Raw genomic sequence first — 23,157 nt, 5'->3', positions numbered from 1 at the left:
GCGGCCGTGCGGCCGCCCGGACCCCGGCCACGGCCGTCACGTGCCGGCGAGCAGGGACTCCAAGGCCTCCGCCGTGGCCGGGTGACGGGCCGTGAGGACGGTGCCGCCCGACGGCGACGGGCCGGCCGCCGCCCACGTACCGTCGCAGCCGAGCAGCTCCGCCACCGCGTCGCACGCGGCCGGGTGCGCGGCCAGCAGCGCCACGCCCGACGCGGCCGGGACGTCGGCCCGTGACCACCCCTCCGTGCAGCCGAGCAGCTCCGCCACCGCGTCGCACGCCGCCGGGTGGGCCGTGAGCAGCGCGGCGCCACGGCGGACATCGGCCGCGGATTTCGCGGCGAACGGATCCGCCTCCGGCATCCGCCACGGCGGCACCCACGCGTCCAGTGCCGCCAGCCGGCCCGGGAAGATCCGCCCCGCCTCGCGGACCATCAGCGGGGCGAGGTCCGCCGCGCCGGAGCGCAGGGTGGTGATCAGCAGCGGCAGCCACGGCAGCAGCACCGAGTCCGGCAGCCGCCCGAACGCGTTCGACACCGCCTCCACGACCACGTCCGCCAGCCCCGGCACGGGCTCGAGCGCGTGCACGAAGCCGCTGAGGTAGCGCGGGTAGGAGGGCACCACCAGCGGGTTGTCCAGCAGCTCGTCGCACCGCGCCCGCAGCTCGGCGCGGGACAGGGTGCCGAGCTGCACCTGCGCCGCCCACAGCAGTGCCGTCTTCGACGGGTCGTCCGGGTGCGACTGGGCGACCGCGAGCTCCAGCTGGTTCCGGTCGCAGCCCAGCGACAGCGCGAGGCTCTCCATGGAGAACAGGAAGCCGAGCATCGCCGCGACCTGCCCCACCGTCGCGTCCTCGTCCCGGAACGCCGTCGGCAGCAGCGTGCAGTAGTGGGCGTAACCGGTCTTGACGAACGACTCGATCCACGCGGGCAGCACCGGCTCGCCGGTGCGGTAGTACGCCAGCAGCGCCCGCACCCGGCGCAGCACCTCCGGCGCCCCGTCGACGCTCCGCTCGGCGGCGAGCAGCTTCAGCGCGTGCGTGCCCAGCTCGTCGGCGAGGCGGTGGCCGCGCAGGTACAGGAGCGCGTCCTCGACCGCCGCCAGCACCGTCGCCGTGGTCGCCCGCGGCCCGTACGCGTCGCGCCGCAGCCGCTGCTCGAGGACCTGCTCCAGGCTGACACCCTCGTAGCCCAGCTCGATCAGGGCCCGCTGGTGCGTGCCGAGCGCCAGGTCCCACGACTCCTGGATCGACCGCTCACCGAGCCGCCGCTCACCCATGATCGGCCGTGCCGCGCCCTGCGGCATCAGGCGCCGCAGCATCCACAGCACGTCCGAGCACGCCCGCAGTTCCGGCCGGGACGCCATGTCCAGCAGCGCCCTGCGCACCCCGCGCTGCTCGAGCTTCAGCTCCAGCGGCGCCAGCCGGTCGTACACGTCACGGGCGAGCGGCGGCAGCGACTCGTAGCCGACCTTCCCGATCCGGTCGCCGCCCATCATGATCTCGACGAGGCGCCGCACGTCCCGCCGCCCCGGGACGCTGTCCTTCTCGATGCAGGTGACCGCCGCGTCCTGGAAGTCGTACGGCGTCGGCTTGGCCCGGTCCCGCATGCCGGCGAGCAGGATCGACGTCTCGAAGACGGCGATGGCGTCGGCGGTGGAGGCGAGGTAGCCGTTGCGCCGGGCCGCGCGCACGATCTCCACCGACCAGCCGAGCAGCTCGGCCTCGTCCAGACCGTCGAGCACGGGCGGCCGCTGAAGGAAGCCGGACAGCTTGTCCGCGGCGGCCGCAGGCGCCGAAGCCGGGGCGGCGGCCTTCTTGGCCGCGGACTTCCTCTTCCCGGCCTGCCCCTCCAGCACGTACGGCTTCACCCGGGTCCGCTTCAGGCCCTTCGCCCACTCCGTCGCCGCGATCGACACCGACCCGGCGGCGAGGCCGAACTGCGCCTCGATCGCCGCGTGGCTGGACGGGATCAGCCCGTACTGCCAGGTGGTGGCGGTACGCGGGGAGATCGTGAACGTGTCCGAGCCGCCCCGCACGCCGAACTCCTCGACCCGGCTGGCCGCGTGGAACGCCCCGCACACGTACAGGCAGTCCTCCGGGTCCGTGCCGGTCGCCGCCAGGTGCTCGCGCATCCGCGTCCACATGTACCGCTCGCGGTCCTCGTCCACCCGGAGCCGGGACCCGTCGCCGGGGGCGAGCCGCCGGAACAGGCTGCCGATGAGGAACATCACCTGGCGGTAGGTGTCGTGGTCGCTGTCCCCGAGCGGGACCTCGACGTACTGGTGCCACCACTCCGACCAGTGCCGCACCTTGCCGTGGCGCAGCAGGTGCTCCTCCAGCTCGGCGAAGCGCGGCCGCAGGTCGCCGATCTCGACGCCGACGGCCTCACCGTGCAGCGCGGCCTCGGCCTCCTCCGGAGACCCGGCGTCCTCCTGTGCCTGCTCGCCCCTCCTGTCCCACTGGAAGACGTGGTCCGCCGACCGGTCGACCAGGACCAGTTCCACCCCCGGCGTGTCCAGGGCGTACGCGATCGCCTGGTACTCGGCGGACGCCTCCGTGATCGGCGCCACCACCGACAACGGGGCCCAGTCGGCGGGGAAGCCGTCGACGTCGCCGGCGAACGCCTGCACCGCCACCGGCAGCCGGCAGTTGCGCAGCTCGGTCAGCAGCGGCGCCATGTCCTCGCACAGCTCCAGGTACACCACCTTGGGCTGCTTCTCGCGCAGGCGGCGGGCCATGGCGAGCGCGGACGCGGGGGAGTGGTGGCAGACGGGGAAGATCTCCAGCGGCTCGCGCACCGCCCGGTCGACGTCGTCGACCATGCCGAGCAGGATGCCCTCCAGGGCGTCGGGCCCGCCCGCGAACTCGGCCGCCGCTCCCTGCAGTTGCCCGCGCAGGGCGGCGAACGACGTGCTCTCCTGAGGCCCGCTCATGACAGGGTGGCGATCGCGTCGCGGCCGCCCTCGAGGAACTCCGGCCAGGAGCCGCCCTCCTCCTTGCTGCGCGGCTCGACGACACCGTGCAGGTACTTGTTGAGGATGGCCAGGTCCTCGGGCTCGCGCCGGGTGAGGGAGCCGACCAGCGAGGAGGCGAGGGCGCGGGCGGTCAGGGTGCGCTCGCCGAAGAAGTTGCTGTGCAGGACGGCGTCCTCCAGCACACCGATCTGCTCGGCCGTCGACAGCGCGGACTCCAGCTTCTCGTCGTCGCTGCCGGCCGCGGCGGCGGAGGCCCGCAGGTCGGCGAAGCTCCGCAGCAGCACGTCCAGCAGGGTCGGCGGCACGTCCAGGTCGATCGAGTGCCGGCGCAGCAGCTCCTCGGTGCGGAAGCGGACGATCTCCGCCTCGCTCTTCTTGTTCGTCACGACCGGGATGCGGACGAAGTTGAAACGCCGCTTCAGCGCGGAGGACAGGTCGTTGACCCCCCGGTCGCGGCTGTTGGCCGTGGCGATGACGGAGAAACCGGGCTTGGCGAAGACGATGTTGTCGTCACCGCCCCCGCTCTCCAGTTCCGGAACGGAGATGTACTTCTCGGAGAGGATCGAGATCAGCGCGTCCTGCACGTCGCTCGTGGACCGGGTCAGCTCCTCGAAGCGGCCGATGGCACCCGCCTCCATCGCGGTCATGATCGGCGAGGGGATCATCGACTCCCGCGACTGGCCCTTGGCGATGACCATCGACACGTTCCACGAGTACTTGATGTGGTCCTCGGTGGTGCCGGCCGTGCCCTGCACCACCAGCGTGGAGTTGCGGCTGATCGCGGCGGACAGCAGCTCCGCCAGCCAGCTCTTGCCCGTGCCGGGGTCACCGATGAGCAGCAGACCGCGGTCGGAGGCGAGGGTGACGATCGACCGCTCCACGAAGCTGCGGTCGCCGAACCACTTCTGCGACACCTCCCGGTCCAGGCCGTCGGCACGCTCGGAGCCGAGGATGAACAGGCGGACCATCTTCGGGGACAGCCGCCACGAGAACGGCTTGGGGTTGTCGTCGATCGACTCCAGCCAGTCGAGCTCCTCGGCGTACTTGATCTCGGCAGGGGCGCGCAGCAGGTCGGACATGAGGGGAAGGCCTTTCGATGCGGTGATCACAAAGGGACGGACGTCTCCGCGGTGATCAGGTGAGGAACGTCTTGAGTTCGTGCACGAGCTTCTTGATGTGGCCGGAGATCACCGGCGTGCCGAGGTCCTTGAACTTCTCCCGGAACCACGGGTTGACGCTGCCGCGCCCGGAGCTGGTCACCGAACCCACCGGGATGAACTTCGCCCCCGAGCGGTGGACGGCGGCCATGCTCTCGAACAGCTCGTCGGTGCGCCATTCGTAGAAGTCGGAGATCCACACCACGACGGTGTTGCGCGGCTCGGCGATCTTCGGCTGGGCGAGCGCCATCGCCACGGTGCCGTCGGTGCCGCCGCCGAGCTGGGTCCGCAGCAGCGTCTCGAACGGGTCGTGCGCCCAGGGCGTGAGGTCCAGCGCCTGCATGTCGTACGCGATCAGGTGGACGTCCACCTTCGGCAGCCCGGCGAAGATGGACGCCAGGATGGTGCAGTTGACCATCGAGTCGACCATCGAACCCGACTGGTCCACGACCACGATCAGCCGCTGGGGTGTCGTCTTGCGGCTGGTGTGCCGGTAGTAGAGCCGGTCGACGTAGAGCCGCTCCTCCTCCGGGTCCCAGTTGGTGAGGTTCTTCCAGATGGTGCGGTCGAGATCGAGGTTGCGGTAGACGCGTTTGGGCGGGACGGACCGGTCGAGTTCACCGACCGTGGCCTTCTCCACCTGGGTGCGCAGCACTTCGGTGACCTCGTCGACGTAACGCCGGATCAGCGCCTTGGCGTTGGCGAGGGCGACACCGGAGAGGTTGTTCTTGTCGCGCAGCAACTGCTCGATCAGCGACATGCTCGGCGTCAGCCGGGAGGCCAGCGCGGGATCGGCCAGCACCTCGCGCAGATGCATGCGCTTGACGAGACCGGCCTCGATGGAGCCGAGCTCCGGCCCGATCTCGGGGATCAGCCGGCTGAGGTCGGGCGTCGGCGCGCCGACACCGGTGCCGGTCGGGCTGACGCCCTGCCCGGCGCCCGCGCGGTTGATGCCACCGCGTCCGCCGCGCAGCTCGCCGGGCCGGCAGCCCAGCGCCCGCTCCAGCCAGCCCGCGTCGGACTGCCAGCGCGCCAGCTGCTCGGCGGTGACGGTGCCGGAGCCGGAGGCGAAGACGTTCAGCAGCACCTTCGACGCGAGCGCCGCGCGCCGCACCTCGGCGGCCCGGTCACGCGCACCGTCCTCGTCCGGCTCGGGCGTCATCAGCCCGTCGAACTCGGCGGCCAGCTCCGGGTGCCGCTGCACCACGGAGTCGACGGACGCCCCCGGGTCGAGCAGCGCGGCCGGCAGGCCGACGTCCTCGACGACGGCGAGGCTCGCCGACTCCAGGGACGCCTGCTCCTCGGGGTCGAAGAGGCGGGCCAGCAGGCGCCAGTACAGCACCTGCCGCCGGTTCTCGTCCGGATCGGGCGCCGGGGCGCCTCCCATGGTCCGCCCGCTCATTTCCGCAGCAGCTTTCCGGCACGCTCGCGCAGCACCTTGACGGCGTCGGTGGCGGCCTTCTCGGCGCGCACCCCGGCCTTGTCGGCCGTACCCCCGGCCCACGCCCCGGCGTGCACGGCGACGCTCTTCTTCCGCACGGTCCGCTCCACGGCGAGCGGCTGGAGCAGGAACTCCCCGGCGTCCCAGCGCAGCAGCCCGACGCACGCACCGGACGAGGCGACCACCTCGGGGGTGAGCGGACCGGCGGCCGGAACCCGGTCGGTGTCGACGGCCAGACGCCCGTCGGCGAACCGGAACGACATCCCGCCCTCGTCCTCCTCCACGGCGTACCCCTCCAGCAGGACGGGCACGGCGATGCGGGCCGGATGCCGGTCGAGCGGAGCGGTCGCGGAGGCGACGGCGACGGGCAGCGCCACCCGCGCGGTGGTGAACGCCTCGGCGGGCTCGCCCGCACGGGCCCGGGCGTCGTCCCACAGCAGGTCGCCCTCACCGGTGACGGGCATCGCGTCGAGCTCCATGGCCCGCCCCTCGCTCACGGCGGCCAGCAGGGACAGGTGCGGCCGGAGCAGCTGCCACAGCCCCGCCCCGACGACGGTGTCGGGCTTCGGCGCGGACACCGAGGCCCGCACCAGCCGCGGCGTGCCGCCGTCCGCCGGCTCGAACACCGCGTGCACCTGCGCCTGTACGGCGGTGGCGTGCTCCTGCACGTCGACCCCGAGCGGCAGCAGCCGGCCGGTCGCCTCGCCGGCCGCGGGGGCGGACGCCGCGCCGGGCAGGGTCAGCAGCACGGCGCGCGACCACAGGTCGGCCCACCGGCGCACGGGAACGTGCTCCAGGGACGCGCCGGGGCAGGAGGCGGCGAGTTCGGCGGCGAAGCCGTCGAGCAGCGTGGCCAGGCGGCGCAGTGCCGGGTCGGGCAGCATGGCGGACACGACGGGCGCGGCACCGGCGACCAGCTCGTGGTCGATGCCGTGCCAGCCGGCCCGCGCGAGATCGCACAGCCAACCACGGGCGGCGGCACACAGGTTGACGGCGTGTTCCGCGCCTCCGGCCGCGGCCGTGCCGCTCTCCCCGTCCCGCGTCCGCCCGATGGCCTCCTCGGCCCGCTGGACGAGCGCGTCGTGCACGGAACCGAGCAGGGCGGTGCGGGCGGCCGCGAGCGCCACGAAGTGATCCTCGCCGGCCGCCCCGGCGGCCGTCTTCTCGGCCGCCTCGGCGACCCGCGCCGCCAGCGGGGACCCGGCGACGGCGTCCGCGAGGGCGGCCAGCCCGCCCGCCTGGGCGGGCTGCGGACGCAGCAGACCGGCGACCAGGGCCTCGTCGAAACCGTCCACGGCCGCGAGGGCCTCGTCGAGCCCGTCGACGGCGTCGGTCAGCAGATCGGCACGCATCAGGCCACCGCCCTCGTCGTCGGGAACCACTGCATCTCGGGCAACGGAGCGGTGACCGGTGCGAGTTCGAGGTACGCGAGGTGCCGCAGGAACCGGCTGAACACCTGCGCCGCCGCCGAACTGTCGCCCTGGGCGGGCCGCGTGGAGGTCATCGCGTGGGTGACGGAGTGCGCGTCGGGCGCCTCACCGGCGACCTCGACCTTCAGGTACCGCGCCACCCGCTCGACGCCGTACTGCAGCACGGCTTCACCGATCAGCGCGTGTATGTGGTTGCAGAACCACCCGCGCGCCCCGCCGCAGGGCCGGTTGTTGTTGGTGCTGCACGCGAACGCGTACGTCCCCGCCTCGACCGACGAGACGTACACCCGCCCGATGTCCGACCCGCTGGACACCACACCCTGCAACCGCCCGTCGGCCAGCTCCACGAACGGCACCTTCGCGAGCTTCCGCGGCCGCGCGGACGGCACCACCCGTGCCGTGCTCGACTTCTCCCGGACCGACAACGCACCATCTCCCATGCATGCGAAAGGGGACGTCAACGCCAGAACGGCGCAACGGGATCAAGCTATCGGCAGCCACTGACAATGCCCCCCGCCCGAGGACGGGGCGCGGAGGCGGTGGGCGGAGCGATCATCGTTGACGTCGTCAACGGCCGTCTTTCATTGATACGCGGCCGGGACGCTGTGTACCGTAGCCGGTATGCCACAGACCCCGGCCACGCCGACGAACCCTTTGGTCACCGGCTCCGAGATCGCCCGTATCGCGGGTGTCACCCGCGCCGCCGTGTCGAACTGGCGACGGCGGTACGACGACTTCCCGGCGCCGGTCGGCGGCGGCGCCAACAGCCCCCTCTTCGACCTGGCCGAGGTCCAGGCCTGGCTGGACAAGCAGAGCAAGGGACAGGACGTCACCGACGAGGTCCAGCTGTGGCAGGTGCTGCGGGGTGCCTACGGCGACGACATCCTCGGCGGGCTCGCGGACGTCGCGGACGTCCTCGCCTCCCCCGGGGAGGAGGCGCCGGCCGCGCTGCCCGAGCAGGGGGTCCGGCTCGCCCGCCGGATGGCCGACGGCGGCTCCGCCGCGGACGTGGTGAACGGCCTCGCCGAGCGCTTCACGGAGTCCGTGCGGCGGGCGGGCTCGGACCAGGTGACCTCGCCCCGAGTGGTCCGGGCCGTCCGGCACTTCGCGGGCGACGTGGCCGACGACGCCGTACTCTTCGATCCCGCCTGCGGTATCGGCACCCTCCTGCTCGCCGTCGGCGCCGGACCGGGCGCCAGGCGCTGCGGCCAGGAAGCGGACGCCCGCAGCGCACGCCTCGCGCAGTCCCGGGCCGACCTCGCGGAATTCCCCCGTGCCGAGATCAAGCAGGGCGACTCCCTGCGCGCGGACCGGTGGTCCGGCCTCAAGGCCGACCTCGTCGTCTGCGATCCGCCGGTCAGCGACACCGACTGGGGCCGGGAGGACCTCCTCCTCGACCCCCGCTGGGAGCTCGGCACGCCCTCCCGCGCGGAGGGCGAACTCGCCTGGCTCCAGCACGCCTACGCGCACACCGCCCCCGGCGGCCGTGTCGTCATGGTCATGCCCGCCTCGGTGGCCTACCGCAAGGCCGGCCGCCGCATCCGCGCCGAGCTCGTCCGCCGGGGCATCCTCACCCAGGTCACCGCGCTGGCCCCGGGCACGGCAGCCGCGCACTCCCTCCCCGTGCACCTGTGGCACCTGCGGCGCCCGACGTCGCCGGACGACGCGGCCACCGTCGTACGCATGATCGACCTCACCTCCAACGACCCGGACGACCCCCTGGAGCCGCGGCCCCAGCAGATCACCGAGGTCCCCCAGATCGATCTGCTCGACGACCTGGTCGACCTCACCCCGAGCCGTCACGTCGAGGAGTCGCACCGCGATTACGTGACGGAGTACGACACCTTGCGCCAGGAGCTGACCGAACAGGTGCGGTGCCTGGCCGAACTGCTGCCCGCCCTGGTCGCCGGCGAGGGCACCGGCGCCCTGGACGGCCCCAGTGTCGGCGTCGCCGACCTGATCAGGGCCGGGCTGGTCGAGTACGCGGACCCGGAACCGGTCTCGGTCAGCGACCAGCTCGACACGGACTTCCTCCAGGGCTTCCTGCACAGCACCGCCAACAGTCGCCGCTCCACCACCGCCAGCGGCACCTTCCGCCTCGACAGCAAGGGCGCCCGCATCCCGCAGATGGACATCACCGCACAGCGCGGCTACGGGGCCGCCTTCCACGCGCTGCGCGAGTTCGAGGAGCGGGCCCGGCGGGTGGCGGAACTCAGCCGGCAGATCGCGGCACTGGCACGGGACGGACTCAGCAACGGGGCGCTGAAACCCGACGCCTGACACCTCCGTGTCGAAAACATGTACGCGCACGCCCCGACTGTCTGGCACCATGAGTCGCCGCACCGATGTGCTTTCACGCGGGTTGAGCGTCCTACCGAAGGGGATTCCATGGCGGACTGGATCTACATCCTCGATCCGCGCAGGGACACGCTGGACGGGGAACCGTCCGACAAGGAGACGATGCTCCGACTCGCCGAGGAGGAACCGGAGCTGGAACTCTGGCTCAGCCGCCGCAACCGCATGGAGCCCGGCGACCGCCTCTGGTTCTTCTTCGCCCGGCCCGAGGCGGCGGTCGCCGCGGTGGCCGAGGCCGACGGGGAGCCCCGCCCGGACGACGAGGACTCCGACGTCCCCTTCCTGGTCCCCGTGACCTTGCTGACCGAGGCGACGAAGGCCCTGTACCGCGACCCGGTGAGCCGCGAGGAACTGGGCCTGGGCCAGGTGAGATCGGTCCAGAAGGTGAAGCCGGAGGCCCTGCCGGCCCTGCTGGCACGGGCGGGGTTGTAGCGGGGCCGCCGCGCGCCGGTTGTCGCGTACCGGCCGCCCCCGACGCGGGAGGGCGACGCCCGGGTCCGGGTGGCCGGCCCGCCGGGCCCCCGGTGGCGCCGCACACACGGCACCTGCTCGAAGCGGTCAAGAAGTGCCCTTCCCGCCGGTACGGAGTCGCTTGACGGTCAGGCCCACGGCACGGGCCAGGCAGAGCAGCGCCAGCACCGGAAACACGACCAGAACCGGATTCACCCAGACCGGGACCAGGTCGTACCCCGCATGACACTTGTCGTGCAGCGGGAACCACCGCGTGTACTCCTCGAAGTGCGCCCTGCGGTACGCCCGGTCGTAGGTCTGGCCTGCCCTGTGGCATGCCTCCTCCGGATCCAGCGACGCCCCGGCGAGGGAGCCGACGAGGTAGCCGGCCCCGGCTCCCAGCAGGAGGAGCACCGCGCTCCAGCCGAACCATGCGGGACTGCCCCGCCACGTGCCGGACAGCAGCGGGCGGCTCCAGAACCACAGGCCGACCAGGAGGGGCAGGAGAATCGGGATGAGGATGAGGGCCATGGGCTGAACTCTGCAGGTTCCTCCTGACCGTCACGCGGCGGGGCCGGCGACCGTCTCCGCATGCGAGGGCGCGGTGACGGCGACGCGACTGCCGGTCATGCCGTTCGTGGCACCGACGGACGGTGACTGGTCTCCTCTTCGGTCACTCCGCTCCCCTGATGACGTGCACCGCCGGGACATCGGCCCGCCGCGTCAGCGGGCGGGCCCGACAAGCGCCCCGGGTTCGACGCGGAGGCTCGGCTACGACCGGAACCAGGAGTGGCCGGTACGCCGGTTGTCGCGCCGGATCCGCTTCTTCAGGGTCGAGCGCAGGGCGAGTGCCGGTGCCGCCTGTTGTTCGTAGTCGTGGCCGGGTCTGCTTCTGAGGGTGGTGAGCAACGCGTCCAGCAGGGACACGGCGCGCTCCGGGTCTCCTGTCTCGGCGACGCAGTGGGCGTGCTGGACCCGCAGGCGCGTGTCGGTCCTCGCCAGGGCCGCGGGACCGGTCGGCAGCAGCCGCTCGTACAAGGGGAGAGCCGCGGGGTAGTCCCCGACCTGATAGGTGTCCAGGGCGAGGCGCACCAGCGTCCGGGTGACCCGCGGGTCGCCGTCGCCGAGGCCTCGTACGAGATCGGGCAGAAGGGGCGCCAGCAGTGCGCGGCGGCGTTCCGCCCGCACGGCGTCACGCGGTCCGTTGCCGGGCACCGGGCGGCCTTGGGCGTCGTATGCGCGGTCCAGCGCCTCGGCGAGGTCGAGCCGTGCGACCAGCGTGATCGGGTCGGATGCGCCCAGGATCCGGGTGGCCCGCGCGATGATCTCCCTGAGTTCCGGGATGTGGCCCCTGCCGTCGATGGGCCCGCGGGCGGCCGCGTTCCCGGTCAGGACCGCCTGGACGTCGATGGTGCGACGGTGGTCGGGGCCCAGCACCCGGATCAGCCGGGGCAGCACCCTTTCCAGCCCTTCCTGGTCGTGAGCCGTCTGCCAGTCGTACATCGCGCGCTGGTAGACCGCCTCGACGGTCAGCGGGTCGTCCGCTCCCGACTCGTCGGTGAGGTCGTCGATCAGCGTGTCGAGCAGCCGCGTGAACTCCGGCTCGTCACCTGCGGCATGGTGGGACAGGACCCGCTCGAGCCGGCGTTCCAGTACCGCACGAGCGGAATCGACCGGCCGGCTCGCAGGACCGGCCGAGGTCTCCAGGACCGTGGTGGTGTGGCCGGAGGGCCGGCCCGGGGCGTCGGGGATCGGTGTCGTACGGGTCCGGGCGGTGCTCCCGGCATGCCCGCCGATGCCGGCCAGACGGTCGGCGACCTGCCGCGCGTTCGCCGGTCGCCGCGCGGGGTCCTTGGCGAGCAGATCCAGGATCAGCCGGTCGACGGCCGCGGGCAGGCCCGGTCGCAGGGAACTGGGACGCGGTGGGGCACTGGTGGCGTGCTGGGCGGCCAGTTCGTGCCACGCCTGTCCCTCGAAGGGGAGGCGTCCTGTGAGTAACTGCATCAGCACACAGCCCAGGGCGTACAGGTCGCTGCGTCCGTCGACCGCCGTGCCGTTCCCCCAGCGCTCCGGTGCCATGTACGGCCCCGAACCGATGATGACGCCCTCGGCCGTGATGCCGGTGTGCGCCGGGCTTTTCGCGATTCCGAAGTCGAGAACCTTGGCCGATCCCGTACCCGAGTCCGTGATCATCACATTGGACGGCTTGACGTCCCGGTGGACCACTCCCTTGTCGTGGGCGGTGCCCAGCGCTTCGCAGATGTCCCGCGCCCAGGCCAGGGACGACGCGATCGGTGGAACGCCACCGCGGATGACCCGTTCGAGCGTGTGGCCCGGGACCAGTTCCATCACCAGGTAGATGCGCCGTTCACCCTCGTGCCAGGTCTCGCCGTAATCGTGGAGGGCCGCGATGTTGGGGTGGGTGAGATTGCCGACCAGTTCCGCCTCCAGGGCGAAGCGTCGTGCCTCCTCGGCCGACCGCGGACGCCCGACCTTGACCGCCACCTCCCGTCTGATCCGGAGGTCGAAGGCCCGCCAGACCTCACCGAAGCCGCCTCGTCCCAGTAACTCGGTCAGTAGGTAGCGCTGTTCGAGAACGTCCTGCGGTCGCATCCGATCCCCCCTGCGTCGCCATGTCCGGAACCCATCCTCAGGTGTTTCGTGGCATCCGTCGACGACGCGAACGCCGCGAAGCCGCGGGCCTGTTCCAGCTTTCGGAGGCGACGGTGTTCGACGGCGCGATCCGTAGGGGGCCTGTGGCGAGTGCGTGCGGGCCGGCTTCGGCCTGACGGCGGGCGTGGGCGACCGACGCTGTGTGTACGGAGGCCATGACGGCCTTCCGGGCAAGGCCCTGCTCGGCCCGGAAGACGCCGCCGTCGGCGGGCCGTCGCGGAGTTCCGGTTCCCGCGCCGACAGCGACTCGAGAGGGCAGACCCGCTCGCGCTCCGCCTTCCCTGTCACCCGCGGTGGTCGGGGCGCAGGTGGAGAGGGCCGGGCCGGCTCCTTCAACACTTTTTCGAGAGCACATCCGGCCGTCCTGTTGACTGTCCGCTCGAATGAGCGAGGAGAGGGCAGGGTGGCCGGATGTGTACGGGAAATTTACGGCTGCCGTCACCTGGGGAGCCAGGGGGGCGATGCGCGGCCTGCTGATGCTGGGACCAGATGGCCTCGGCCTTCATGTCGGGGAGATCGGATTCCCGGTGGCCGGATTCCCACGGGTTCCACCACCGGGACCGCTCCACATGCTCAGTTGGCCAGCGCGACGCGTTCGACGTGGGCGACCTTCACGGACGCGATGTCGGACAGTTCGCGCTCGTCCTCGAACTCGCTGTACTCGTTGAACTCGCTCTTGTCGGCGTCGGTCTTGCCGGCGGCCAGATGGGTCGACCCGATGTAGGTCTGGCCGATGAAGTCGCCGTCCTCGTCGAAGGCGTTGACGATGACGGAGTAGTTGGCGGGTCCGTCCCCCTCATTCGTGATCTTGTAGACGAACTCGTAGGTCTCGTCGGTGTCCGTGTCGCAGTCGTTGTACGTGTAGACGTCCGTGTCGTCGCAGTCCTCGTACGTGTCACCGTCATCGGTGACGAGCTTGCCGCCGGAGACCTCGACATGGCCGATGGGGTCGTCCTCGTCGGCCAGCGCCCACCAGGAGACGCCGGCGGCGGCGAGGAGCAGCACGACGACGACGGCGGCGGCGATGGTCAGGGTGCGCCTGCCCGTTCCGCGTTTCGCCGGCGGTGCGGTCACCGGCCAGGCCTGGGTGACCGTGGGTACGGGTGGTGCGGTCGGGGGCGGTGGGGGCGTGTTCTCCGCTCTCTCGGGTGTGCCTTCGGACATGAGACGGCTCCGTTTCGGGACGTGGAGTTCTTGCCGGTGCGGTCGCCTGCCTCAACCATGCGGCTCCGGGCCCCCGTCGGGAAGAGCGCTGCGGCGAGAACCGACACGACGCGGGCGACCCCGGACACGTCGGACTTCTCGTCCTCGGACATGCCGGCCGCGGTGAGGACGAGGAACACGCCCCGGGCCTGCCGACCGGTTCCGTCGGGCATGGTGCCCGCGGTGCGGGTGCGCACGCGGGGCGGCCGAAGGCACGGGAGACCCCTCAGGTGGCGGGGCGGAGGCGGTCAGCAGGTCAGGTCGCCGGTGTCCGAGGGGTCGTTCCGTCCCGTGGACAGCGAGACCTGCTTGACCTTGCCGGTGTACGGTCCGACCGCGCCGTCGCTGGTGGCTCCGTCGGAGTAGTAGACGGCGTTCGCCCACGGCTCGACGTTCTCCTCGAGGCCCGCGGCGACGTCCTTCAGACGCTGACTCTGGATGTTGACGCTGAGGCAGCCGCCGTCGAGGTACGACCAGTCGGGGTTGGTGCCTTCCGTCTCGTCCTCCGCCACCGCGTCGATGGGAAGCAGGGAGAGCGCGGCGTCCAGCGCCCGCTTCTCACCGACCGGCCTCCCGAACACGATGTCCACGCTGATGAGGTGCTTCTTCAACTGCTTCGCCGGCGGCACGGTGGCGCAGACCACGGTGTCGTCCGACAGTCGGTAGGCGACCGGGTCCCCGACGGGCTGGCCCGTCTGGGCCGCGCACTCCTTCGACCACGAGACGCGCCGGTACCGCGCGTCCCACCAGGCCAGCGGTGAGGCCAGGCCCCGCCCCTCCTTGGCGTCCTCCTCCGCTCCGTCGAGGGTCTGCTTCGGCAACGGCGCCTCCTCGTACGGCGCGACGTGCGGGCAGAACTCCTTCCGCAGGAAGTCCGCCATGGCCGAGGCCTGGGCCTCGGTCCCGCCCGAGCTCACGTCCGAGGCCTGGATCCCCTCCCAGGTGCGGTGCCCGACGGCCACATCACGGCACGTGTCGACCTGTGCGCTCGCCAGCTGCTGCCGTTCCTCCCAACTGGTCTCGACGCCCTCACCCAGGCCGTAGCCGTTCGCGTCGCCCACTTCGCCGAGACGGTTGACGAGGGCGTCGTCGACCTTGGCCGAGCGAAGGAAGTCGGCGAGCGAGGTGTCGTCCTCCGGTTCCGCGGGTTCCGCCGATTCCGCCGGCCCGTGGTCCGGTTCGGGTGTCTCCCGTGCCGCCTCGCCGGCGGGTACGGAGGACCTCCCGGACGGTTCCCCGTCGGAACCGCACCCCACGAGCGCGAGGGCCGAGACGATCAACAGCGCCACGGGAGCGAGGCGTCGGGGACGGGACATGGTGTGGACTCCGGAACCGTGGGCGCTTCCACCGGGAAGCGATCTCGTTGTTGAACCGAGCATGAGCCACGCGTGTTGGCGGTGTCAACGAATGGGTGAGGCGCAGGATGCCTCGACGTGTCGGCTCGCACGACTCATCGCACCGTGCTGTCACCTTCCTCGTGTTCACGGAGGTGGGCTCCGGCTCGGCGACCCCTTGAAGACCACCGGCGCCGCGAGCCCCCGGCAGGCTTCGGACGAGCGGCCCACGGACGGGGACGGATCCGTCATCACGCCCTGTGCGGGATCACGTCGCTCCTGCGGTAGACATCCACTCATGGACACGGAGACAACGGTTGCGCTGATCGGCGCCGCGGCTGTGGCCGGCACCATTGTGGGCACGATCGTGGGCGCACGCATCCAGGCCGGCAGCGGTCACGCGCAGGCTCAGGCCGCGCGTGACGCGGCCGCCACCGCCGCCCGGGCCTCCCGCGAATCGGTGCTGGGAGAACGCCGCCGGACCGTGCTCGCGGCGTACATCCGCGCGGCTGACCTGTGCGTGGACGCCTGTGCGCGGTCCTACACGTCGGGATCGCTGGAGGAGAACGATCCCGCCTACAAGGTGTTCGTCCTGGTACAGGCCGAGGCCGAACTGGTGTCCCCCTCGAGCATGGACGGCCATCTGTCGGCCCTGCACGACGCCGTGCGGAACATCTGGTCCACCGCCCACACCTGGGCTCCTCACGGATGGGCCTGGCGGGCTCTGACCGGGCTCGGCGGCTCCGGCGGCCCGGAGGCCGACCGGGCGAGAGCGGTTCTGGAACGGCTCCGGTCCCCCGGTGGTTCCGGGGGACCGCGCACGTTCGCTCAGCTCCGCGCCGCACACGACGAACTCCGCCAGGCCCTCGAAGCCCTGCCCGGCCTCGGGCCCGACCTGGCTCGGAGCCTTCTCCAGGACGGAGACGAACCGAACCGGTCCCTGGAGGAGCGCACTTGGCGCGAGCAGCACTACGCCGAGGTCCGGGGAGGATTCATCGAGGCCGCCCGAGAAGTACTCGGCACACACGAGACCTAGCCATACGCCTCCCCCCAACCCCCGGTGACCGCGGTGAGCCGAGGTGTCGGGCAGCAGCCTGGTGGCGCAGAACGGCCGTGAATGCGTGCTCAGGCCTGGCGAGTTCGCCGTCTACGAATCGATCAAGCCCTACTCACTCCTCTTCGACGAGGGAGTCGACCACCACTTCCTGCGCTTCCCCCGCGCCGCACTCGCGCTCCCCGACCGGCTGTTACGGGACACCGGCACGGTCACCCTCGGCTCCGACAACCCCATCGCGGGGCTCGCCTTCACCTACTTCTCCCGACTCGCCGTCAGCGACGCCTTGCGCGAGGGCGCGCACGCGGACGCCGTCGTACAGCCCAGCGTCGAACTCCTCCGCGCGGTCCTGACGACCCAGCACGGCAACTCGTCCATGTCCAGGCGCCCGTTGGAAGCGACCCTCGGCCTGCGGATCACCCAGTACATGAGCGACCATCTGTCCGACCCCGATCTGTCGCCGGCACGGATCGCCGCCGCCCACGACATCTCCGTACGCCACCTCTACGCCGTACTCTCCCGCTCGGGCATCAGCCTCGGCGACTGGATCCGCACCCGCCGCCTGGCCGCGTGCAGACGAGAACTGGCCGGACCGAACGCCCGGCTGCGGACCATCGCGGCGGTAGGCCGAAGCTGGGGCTTCGTGAACGCGACCCACTTCAGCAAGGCGTTCAAACAGGCCTACGGAATCACGCCCCGGGAGTGGCGCGACCAGAACCGGCCCTGAGGGCTGTCATCCGTCCGCGCACTCCTGGCCCCTGGCCGCGAGCAGGCGGCGGAGACGGTGGATCTCGGCGATCAGGCGGGGGACGGCCTGCCGGGCGTCGGCGATGAACCGGGCGTTCTCGTCCCAGCGCTCGTCCGCGACATCGACACAGCGCGGCTGCTGGACCAAGGTGGCTGCCACGATCTCGCGAGGGTCGAAGGCGGGCAGACGCTCGCCCGCCCCGGTGCCGGGAACGGTGCTGACGGCGACCAGGCTCATGGCGTACTCGTCGTCGAGCAGACGCACATGCCGCGGGCCCGGCGTCGCCGCGTCGGCCACCTCCGCGATCTCGGCGAGCTCGTCCTCGGTGAGGGCATCGGACACGTGCATCAGGCTCCCTGCTCCTCGGCGCGGAGTGGACTCAACCGAGCAGAAACGGACTGGCCGTCCCGCTCCACGACACCGCGAGCGCCTCCCGCGCCCTCGTGCACGCCACGAACAGCAGGCACCGCTCCCGCAGCAGATCCGACTCGTGCTGCAGGGCGTCCACCGACACCGGCGTCACCTCCCGGCCGAACGGCACCGCACCGGCCGTCACACCGAGCACCGCCACACACCGGAACTCCAGCCCCTTCATGGCGTGCATGGTGGCGAGCCGCACCCCGTCCACCTCGGTGCCCGGATTGTCCCTGACCCGGACCACCGGCACCCCGGCCGCGGTGAGCCTGTCGTACGCCTTGTCGAGCAGGACGTTGAACCGGGCGCACACGCCGATCTCCGCGGGCCGGATGCCCTGCGCGACCCAGTCCCGGACACGCGCGACGAGCGCCGCGACCTCCTCCTGCTCCGACCCGTACCCCGCCGTGTGCGGTCTGCGTCCGTGCAGCAGCGACCGGTAACCGGCCAGCGTGTCGTGGCCGTCGCCGCCCAGGTCCTCCACCGTCACCGGGCTCAGCAGACCGGTGGACCAGGTCAGGATCTCCTCCGTGCTGCGGTAGTTGAGCCGCAGCCGGTGGGTGCGCCCGGTCACCGCGATGCCCAGCGAACCGAGGGACACCTTCGAGTCGTAGATGCGCTGGTGCGGATCGCCCGTGAGGAACAGGTCGTCGCTGCCGGGGGCCACCGCGCCCCGCAGCACCCGCCACTGAGCGGGATGCAGGTCCTGCGCCTCGTCCACCACCACATGGTCGTGCGTGGGCGACGACGCCGCCAGCAGCTCGGCCGCCCGCGCGCACACCTTCAGGTGCGTGGTCTCCTTCCGGTCGCGCAGCATCGACTCGAACAGCTCGACGGCGGGCCACAGCCGCTCCCGCCCGCCCGGCGACAGTGCGCTGCCCCGGCCGCGCCGGGAAGCGGCACGGTAGTCGTCCAGCGTGCGCAGGTCCTGGGCGAGGACGACGTGCCGGTACTCCTGGGCGAGGAACTGCTCGGTCCACGGCAGCCCGAGCCTCTTGACCACTCGCTGCCACACCTGCCGCTCTTCGCGGTCGCCGACGGGCGAGGGGGCCTTGCCGTCGAGACGGGTCACGACACCGTGCGCGTAGGCGTTGACCGTCGTCACGTCCACCCGCCCCAGCAGCTCCTCGTCGCCGTCCAGGAGCAGCGACAGGTTCTCGCGCAGCGCCGCCGCCAGCGCGTTGGTGTACGTCGTGAGCAGGACCCGGGTGTCCGCGGAGCGCCCGAGCAGATGCTTGACGCGGTGCAGGGCGGCGACCGTCTTCCCGGTTCCGGGACCCCCGGTGACCTGCACCGGGCCTCCGTAGGACACCCGGTAGGCGACCCGCCGCTGCGAGGGGTGCAGGAAGACCCGCCAGGCCGCGAACGGCTTCTCCAGGATGTCGGCGAGTTCCTCCGGGCCGGTGACCAGGGTGATCCGGCTGGTGGTGTTGGCGATCGCGGCCGCGAGGCTCTCGTCCGGGTCGGGGCCGGCGGCCACCGGCCGGCGCACGGCGACGACGTCCCGGTAGACCTCCTCGGGGCTGAACCCCTCCGCGAGGTACTGCAGCACCTCGAACTGGTCCTCCGGCAGCAGCGTCCCGAACGCCTCGAGCTGGGGTTTGTCGATGACGGTCCGCACCGCGCGCAGCACCTGGTCGTCGAGGCCCAGCTCCCGCAGCACGGTGTCCGAGTACCGCGCGAACAGCAGCGAGGGCGCGACGGCGGCGGCCTTCTCCAGCTGCGGAGTCAGCTGCTCGATCGCCACCACGTTGCGGACCTCGAGCGCCCGCGTCGCCGCGTTCGTGGTGTAGAGCCGTTTGGCGGCCCAGGTGTAGGCGTCGTCGTGCGGGACGACGTTGACGAGCAGGAACACGTCGCCGCCGTCGTCGGGAGCGAGGACGACACCGCGCCAGAAGTCGTTGATCCGGATGGTCCGCATCCGCGGATCGCGGGCCTTCTCGACGGACTCCAGGTGCAGCCCCTTGTCCGCCTGCAGCTCCGGAACGGTGAGCTGCTGGAACTTCTGCATCGCCTTGCGCACACCGGCCCGCACGGGTTTCTCCAGGAGGTCGTAGCTCTCCCAGAAACTGTTGGCGAACGCCAGCTGCGGCACGACGTGCCCTCCCCACCCCGGACGGTCACTGCTCGGCCGATCATACGCGTGACCTGCCGATCAGCCGCTTCGCCACCTCCCCGACCCCGGCCAGCAGCCCCGCCGGTTCCCGGTCGAGGTCCAGGGCGTGCTGGTGGAGAACGACGCCCGCGTGCCGCACCCGGTGGGCGGCGTGACCGGCGTTGCCCTTCGCGTACACCAGGTGCCCCTCGCCGAGTCCGAGAGCGGTGCAGTAGGCGAGCATCTGGTACAGGTCGGCGTCCGGGTAGCCGCCCGGCCTCTCCGCCTTGTACTTGGCGTCGGCCACCGCGCACGGCGTACGGCCGGGCCCGTAGAGGACGAGGTCCGGCCTCATCCGGATCGTCCGCGCCTCGTCCAGGTGGAGCGGGTCCTGGAACCGCGCGACGTACCCGGAACCGCGCAGCGCCTCCCGCAGGGCGACGGTCACGAAGTCCTCGAAGAGCTTGTTCATGTCGAACAGGAACCCCTCGACGCGCAGCCCGCCGGGCCCGTGCTCCGGGGAGGCACCCTCCAGCACGGCCCGCGCCAGCCGCAGGGCGTGGTGGTAGCGGGCGTTGAGGCGGCTCGGCCGCCACTCGGGCAGGGGCCGGCCGCGCACGATCACCGTGACGTCCGCCAGTCGCGCCCGCTGGTGCAGCAGCCGCCGGCGTACCTCGCGCGGCACGCCGGGTAGCCGCAGCAGCCGCTCGACGGCCGCCCGCAGGATCCGGTTCTCCGCGATGTCCGTCGTGAAGTCGTCGTACGCCACCTCCACCGGCAGCGTCGCCCCGAACCGGCGCCGTATCTGCTCGGCCTCCCGGATCCGCCCCCGCACGACCGGCGAGGTCTCCTCCGTCACCCGGTAGCCCTGCAACAGCCCCTGCCGCAACGCCCGGTCCACCTGCCGTTCCACGGCGTGGGCGAGCGCGGGCAGCACCTCCCGGTGCTCGGCCACGTCGACCTCGCCGTCCCGCCAGGCACCGGCGGGGTCGAGGCTGTAGCCGAGCAGGAAGAACAGACGGGCGATCGGCACCTTGGGCACGATCCGGACCGTGAGCCGGTCGTGCCCCGGCACCGTGACCGTGACGGCCCCGACCTTGCTCCCGGCCCGCAGCGACCAGCGCCCGGGGGAGTACGGGTCCGGCGCGGCGTCCACGACCCGCAGGGCCGCGAGCGCCCGCCCCACACCGTCCGGCAGGGCCACACCGACCGCCGGCGCGTGCTCGACGAGCTCGACGACCGGCGTCACCCCAGCTGCTCCCGCAGCGCCGCCAGCCCGTACCGCTGCTCGACGTCCACACCCTCGCCGTAGTGGTGCTCCTCCAGCAGCGGCAGGACCTTCGTCCGCCAGGTCCGCTCCAGACCGCCCTCCCGGTACACGCCCTTCTTCATCAGGTACGAGGGCCCGATACGGAAGTCGGGGTCGTCGATCCGCGCGTTGAGCGCGTCGAGCAGCTCCGCGGGCTCGGGGTCCCGGCCCTCCCGCTCCAGCCAGCGGCGCAGCAGACCGCTCGTCGGCTCGGTGCGCGGCGACAGCTCGACGAACGCGAACCGCCGCCGCATCGCCGCGTCGACGAGGGCGATGGACCGGTCGGCGGTGTTCATCGTCCCGATCACGAACAGGTTCGGCGGCAGCGCGAAGTCGTCACCGGAGTACGTCAGCCGTACCGACCTGTTGCGGTACTCCAGCAGGAAGTACAGCTCGCCGAAGACCTTCGCGAGGTTGGCCCGGTTGATCTCGTCGATGATCAGGAAGTGCGGGATGTGCCGGTTGCCCTCGCGGGACGCCAGGTCGGCGAGCTCGCGCAGCGGCCCGGCGGTCAGCCGGAACGCCACCTCGCGGGTCTCCGGGTCCTCCTGCGGCCGGAACCCCTCGAAGAAGTCCTCGTAGGAATAGGAAGGGTGGAACTGCACGAGCTTCACCTGCTCCGGACCACCGCCCAGGAACTCGGCGAGCTTGAGGGCGAGATAGGTCTTGCCGGTGCCGGGCGGACCGTAGAACACGAGCTGCCGCTCGTCCCAGAGCAGGTCGCGCACTTCTTCCAGCCACGCAGTGTCGTGCACGAGCAGATCGGCGGCCAGCTCCTCCGTCGGCCGGGGCAGTTCCAGTTCGCGGCGGGCCGTGAGGGCGGGGATCTCCACGCTGGGGTCGCGGTCGGTGGCCTCGGCCTCGTCGATCAGGTCCTGGTCGCTCAGACCGAGTCCGTCGATGAGGTCCTTGGCCACGGTGAGGTCGACCACGTCGTGCTGGGCGGAGAGACGCTGCTGCAGCTCCTCCGGCAACCCGTCGTACGGATGTCCCTGATCCGCCCAGTCCACGGGCCGGCGCAGATTGGACCGGCCGTCCTCGGAGTCGACCTGCGCGGCGGGGCCCGAGACCTCACCGACGTACAGCCGCCCGCCGGAGATCGTGCACATCGTGTCGCCGGGCCGCATCCGGGAGAGGAACGCGTGCATGTCCTCGACGAGCTGCATCTTCTGGTTGTACGTGGCGGTGGAGGCGTAGTCCTCGTCGACGGCCGTGCGCAGCCGGTCCTTGCTGACGCCCTGCTCGACGCCCTTGCGCAGGTGGCGGGCCGAGAGAGAGACCAGCCCTTCGGACAGCCACAGCCGCTGCACGAGATCGAGACCGGAAACGTTCGACCCCCGCACCAGCCAGGCCCGGTTGCGTCCCCACCAGACCTGGTCGAGGTAGTCGGCGAGCGGATGCCCGTCGGCCGACTTCCACTCCGTCCACCCGTTGGCGCTGCGCCCGACCAGGATCTCGGCGGCGGCCGACGGCGAGTTGCACTCGATGTCCCGAGTCGTCTCCAGCCGGCCGGGCCAGCGGGCGGACTCGACCAGTGAGCCCTCACTGATCAGCCGCTGCCGCAGCCGGTACGACGACGGCATGCGGTGCGGGAAGGAGGGCACGACCTCTGCCCGACCGGGCGACCCGGCGAGGACGACGAACTTCTGACTGCCGTTGGTGCCCTTGTCCACGAGGAGCCGTCCCCGGGCCTCGGGACCGCCACCCGGCAACCGCAGCCGGAACTCCGGGTATCGAACCGCCCCGGAAGGGGATCCGTACTCCTCGCTCACCCTTGCTCCTCGTCCGTAGAGAGCCTGGACCGTTCTCCAGGACCCTATTCCGTCACCCGGTCCGCCCGTTCGAGTCCGTGGAAGGCGGGACCGCCGGTCATGTGCCCGCGCGTCGGCCCGCCGGCGCCGTCCCCGGGCCGGCACCCAGTGCGGTCGGCAGCGCGGTGACTCCTCGAGCCAGGCCCGGGTCTCTGACCGGCACGGCGGTGATCCGACGCCCGGTGCCTCGGTAAGGTGATCGGCATGTCGTCCTCGCACCTGCTGATCATCGGAGACCGGGCCGCCTTGAGCTGGGTGGTGACCGAGCAGCGGATGGCGTTCCCGGCCGGGCGGACCAAAGCGGCGCGGGCCCTGGAAGAGGGCGACGAGATCTTCCTCTACACGACGCGCAGCTGCTTCCGGAATCCGACCCGCGACCTGGGCCGTGTGATCGCCCGGGCCTCGGTCGCCACTCCGGTGCGGACGTTGGACGAGCCGGCCGTCTTCGGTGACCGTCCCTTCACGGAGGGCTGCCGCCTGGAAGTGTCCGGGCTGACACCCTTCCGCGACGGACTCGTCCTGCGCGACCTGGTCCCCCGGCTGTCAGTCTTCCCGGACCCGGCGACGTGGAGCGTGCGCATGCGGCGTGCATCGCTGATGCTGCCGCCGGGGGACGCGGACCTGATCCGCGGCGAACTGCAACCGCTGCTGCGCCCGTACGACGAGGCCGCCGACGCCTACCGCTGGGAACCGGCGTCGGCCTGAACCGG

General features: G+C 71.9%; 17 protein-coding genes and 1 pseudogene. 5 read left to right on the top strand and 13 right to left on the bottom strand.

Features of this window, described 5'->3' with window-relative positions; genetic code table 11:
• Positions 1 to 36: 36 nt before the first annotated feature.
• Genes ACH5AO_RS07430 through ACH5AO_RS07410 form a run of 5 tightly spaced genes read right to left on the bottom strand, consistent with a single transcriptional unit; the run spans position 37 to position 7,441 of the window.
• Positions 37 to 2,931 (bottom strand): hypothetical protein, encoded by a 2,895-nt coding sequence (locus ACH5AO_RS07430; protein WP_398922772.1) that lies wholly within the window; start codon positions 2,929 to 2,931, stop codon positions 37 to 39.
• Positions 2,928 to 4,052 (bottom strand): AAA family ATPase, encoded by a 1,125-nt coding sequence (locus ACH5AO_RS07425; RefSeq protein ID WP_398922770.1) that lies wholly within the window; start codon positions 4,050 to 4,052, stop codon positions 2,928 to 2,930. The genes ACH5AO_RS07430 and ACH5AO_RS07425 overlap by 4 nt, the downstream gene beginning before the upstream one ends.
• Before the next feature lie 55 nt (positions 4,053 to 4,107).
• Complete coding sequence (locus ACH5AO_RS07420; protein ID WP_398922767.1) at positions 4,108 to 5,532, bottom strand: VWA domain-containing protein; 1,425 nt, start codon at positions 5,530 to 5,532, stop codon at positions 4,108 to 4,110.
• Entirely contained in the window at positions 5,529 to 6,923 is a 1,395-nt protein-coding gene (locus ACH5AO_RS07415; protein WP_398922764.1) for a hypothetical protein, read from the bottom strand. Before ACH5AO_RS07415 ends, ACH5AO_RS07420 begins: the two co-directional genes overlap by 4 nt.
• Positions 6,923 to 7,441, bottom strand: a complete 519-nt coding sequence (locus ACH5AO_RS07410; RefSeq protein WP_398922762.1) for a hypothetical protein — start codon at positions 7,439 to 7,441, stop codon at positions 6,923 to 6,925. Before ACH5AO_RS07410 ends, ACH5AO_RS07415 begins: the two co-directional genes overlap by 1 nt.
• Positions 7,442 to 7,622: 181 nt before the next feature.
• On the opposite strand from ACH5AO_RS07410, the gene ACH5AO_RS07405 reads away from it, so the two are divergent.
• Both ACH5AO_RS07405 and ACH5AO_RS07400 read left to right on the top strand, forming a co-directional pair.
• On the top strand, positions 7,623 to 9,281 hold the full coding sequence (locus ACH5AO_RS07405; protein WP_398922760.1) for an N-6 DNA methylase: 1,659 nt from the start codon (positions 7,623 to 7,625) through the stop codon (positions 9,279 to 9,281).
• 108 nt (positions 9,282 to 9,389) lie between these two features.
• Complete coding sequence (locus tag ACH5AO_RS07400) at positions 9,390 to 9,788, top strand: hypothetical protein (protein WP_398922759.1); 399 nt, start codon at positions 9,390 to 9,392, stop codon at positions 9,786 to 9,788.
• Between the two features lie 126 nt (positions 9,789 to 9,914).
• Here ACH5AO_RS07400 and ACH5AO_RS07395 read toward each other — a convergent pair whose 3' ends face one another.
• The 4 genes from ACH5AO_RS07395 to ACH5AO_RS07380 form a co-directional block, all read right to left on the bottom strand.
• Positions 9,915 to 10,337, bottom strand: coding sequence for a hypothetical protein (locus ACH5AO_RS07395; RefSeq protein ID WP_398922756.1), 423 nt, complete (start codon positions 10,335 to 10,337; stop codon positions 9,915 to 9,917).
• A 240-nt stretch (positions 10,338 to 10,577) separates the two neighbouring features.
• Entirely contained in the window at positions 10,578 to 12,419 is a 1,842-nt protein-coding gene (locus ACH5AO_RS07390) for a protein kinase (protein WP_398922754.1), read from the bottom strand.
• A gap of 633 nt (positions 12,420 to 13,052) precedes the next feature.
• Positions 13,053 to 13,643, bottom strand: a complete 591-nt coding sequence (locus ACH5AO_RS07385) for a hypothetical protein (protein WP_398922752.1) — start codon at positions 13,641 to 13,643, stop codon at positions 13,053 to 13,055.
• 287 nt (positions 13,644 to 13,930) lie between these two features.
• Positions 13,931 to 14,998, bottom strand: a complete 1,068-nt coding sequence (locus ACH5AO_RS07380; protein ID WP_398922751.1) for a hypothetical protein — start codon at positions 14,996 to 14,998, stop codon at positions 13,931 to 13,933.
• A 316-nt stretch (positions 14,999 to 15,314) separates the two neighbouring features.
• On the opposite strand from ACH5AO_RS07380, the gene ACH5AO_RS07375 reads away from it, so the two are divergent.
• Together ACH5AO_RS07375 and ACH5AO_RS07370 are read left to right on the top strand one after the other, a co-directional pair.
• The gene (locus ACH5AO_RS07375) at positions 15,315 to 16,052 is read left to right on the top strand and encodes a hypothetical protein (RefSeq protein ID WP_398922748.1); all 738 of its coding nucleotides are present in this window, start codon (positions 15,315 to 15,317) and stop codon (positions 16,050 to 16,052) included.
• Positions 16,053 to 16,092: 40 nt separating this feature from the next.
• Positions 16,093 to 16,797, top strand: a pseudogene (locus ACH5AO_RS07370) (helix-turn-helix domain-containing protein); the annotation flags it as partial.
• Positions 16,798 to 16,803: 6 nt separating this feature from the next.
• Here ACH5AO_RS07370 and ACH5AO_RS07365 read toward each other — a convergent pair.
• The 4 genes from ACH5AO_RS07365 to ACH5AO_RS07350 are packed head-to-tail and all read right to left on the bottom strand — an operon-like array spanning position 16,804 to position 22,408.
• A complete protein-coding gene (locus ACH5AO_RS07365; protein WP_398922746.1) occupies positions 16,804 to 17,166 on the bottom strand; it encodes a hypothetical protein in 363 nt (120 codons plus the stop codon).
• Positions 17,167 to 17,197: 31 nt separating this feature from the next.
• Complete coding sequence (locus ACH5AO_RS07360) at positions 17,198 to 19,327, bottom strand: UvrD-helicase domain-containing protein (protein WP_398922744.1); 2,130 nt, start codon at positions 19,325 to 19,327, stop codon at positions 17,198 to 17,200.
• 40 nt (positions 19,328 to 19,367) lie between these two features.
• Positions 19,368 to 20,576: an McrC family protein gene (locus ACH5AO_RS07355; protein WP_398922741.1), complete on the bottom strand. Its 1,209-nt coding sequence runs from the start codon at positions 20,574 to 20,576 to the stop codon at positions 19,368 to 19,370.
• Positions 20,573 to 22,408, bottom strand: a complete 1,836-nt coding sequence (locus ACH5AO_RS07350; protein WP_398922739.1) for a DUF4357 domain-containing protein — start codon at positions 22,406 to 22,408, stop codon at positions 20,573 to 20,575. Before ACH5AO_RS07350 ends, ACH5AO_RS07355 begins: the two co-directional genes overlap by 4 nt.
• Before the next feature lie 243 nt (positions 22,409 to 22,651).
• Between ACH5AO_RS07350 and ACH5AO_RS07345 the strand changes: the two genes are divergently transcribed.
• Positions 22,652 to 23,152, top strand: coding sequence for a hypothetical protein (locus ACH5AO_RS07345; RefSeq protein ID WP_398922737.1), 501 nt, complete (start codon positions 22,652 to 22,654; stop codon positions 23,150 to 23,152).
• The last annotated feature ends 5 nt before the right edge of the window (positions 23,153 to 23,157 follow it).

This window comes from Streptomyces sp. NPDC018964 (assembly GCF_044390325.1).
Classification (GTDB): domain Bacteria; phylum Actinomycetota; class Actinomycetes; order Streptomycetales; family Streptomycetaceae; genus Streptomyces.
The sequence above is the reverse complement of the archived record's forward strand: the minus strand, read 5'-3'. Positions and strand labels throughout refer to the sequence as shown.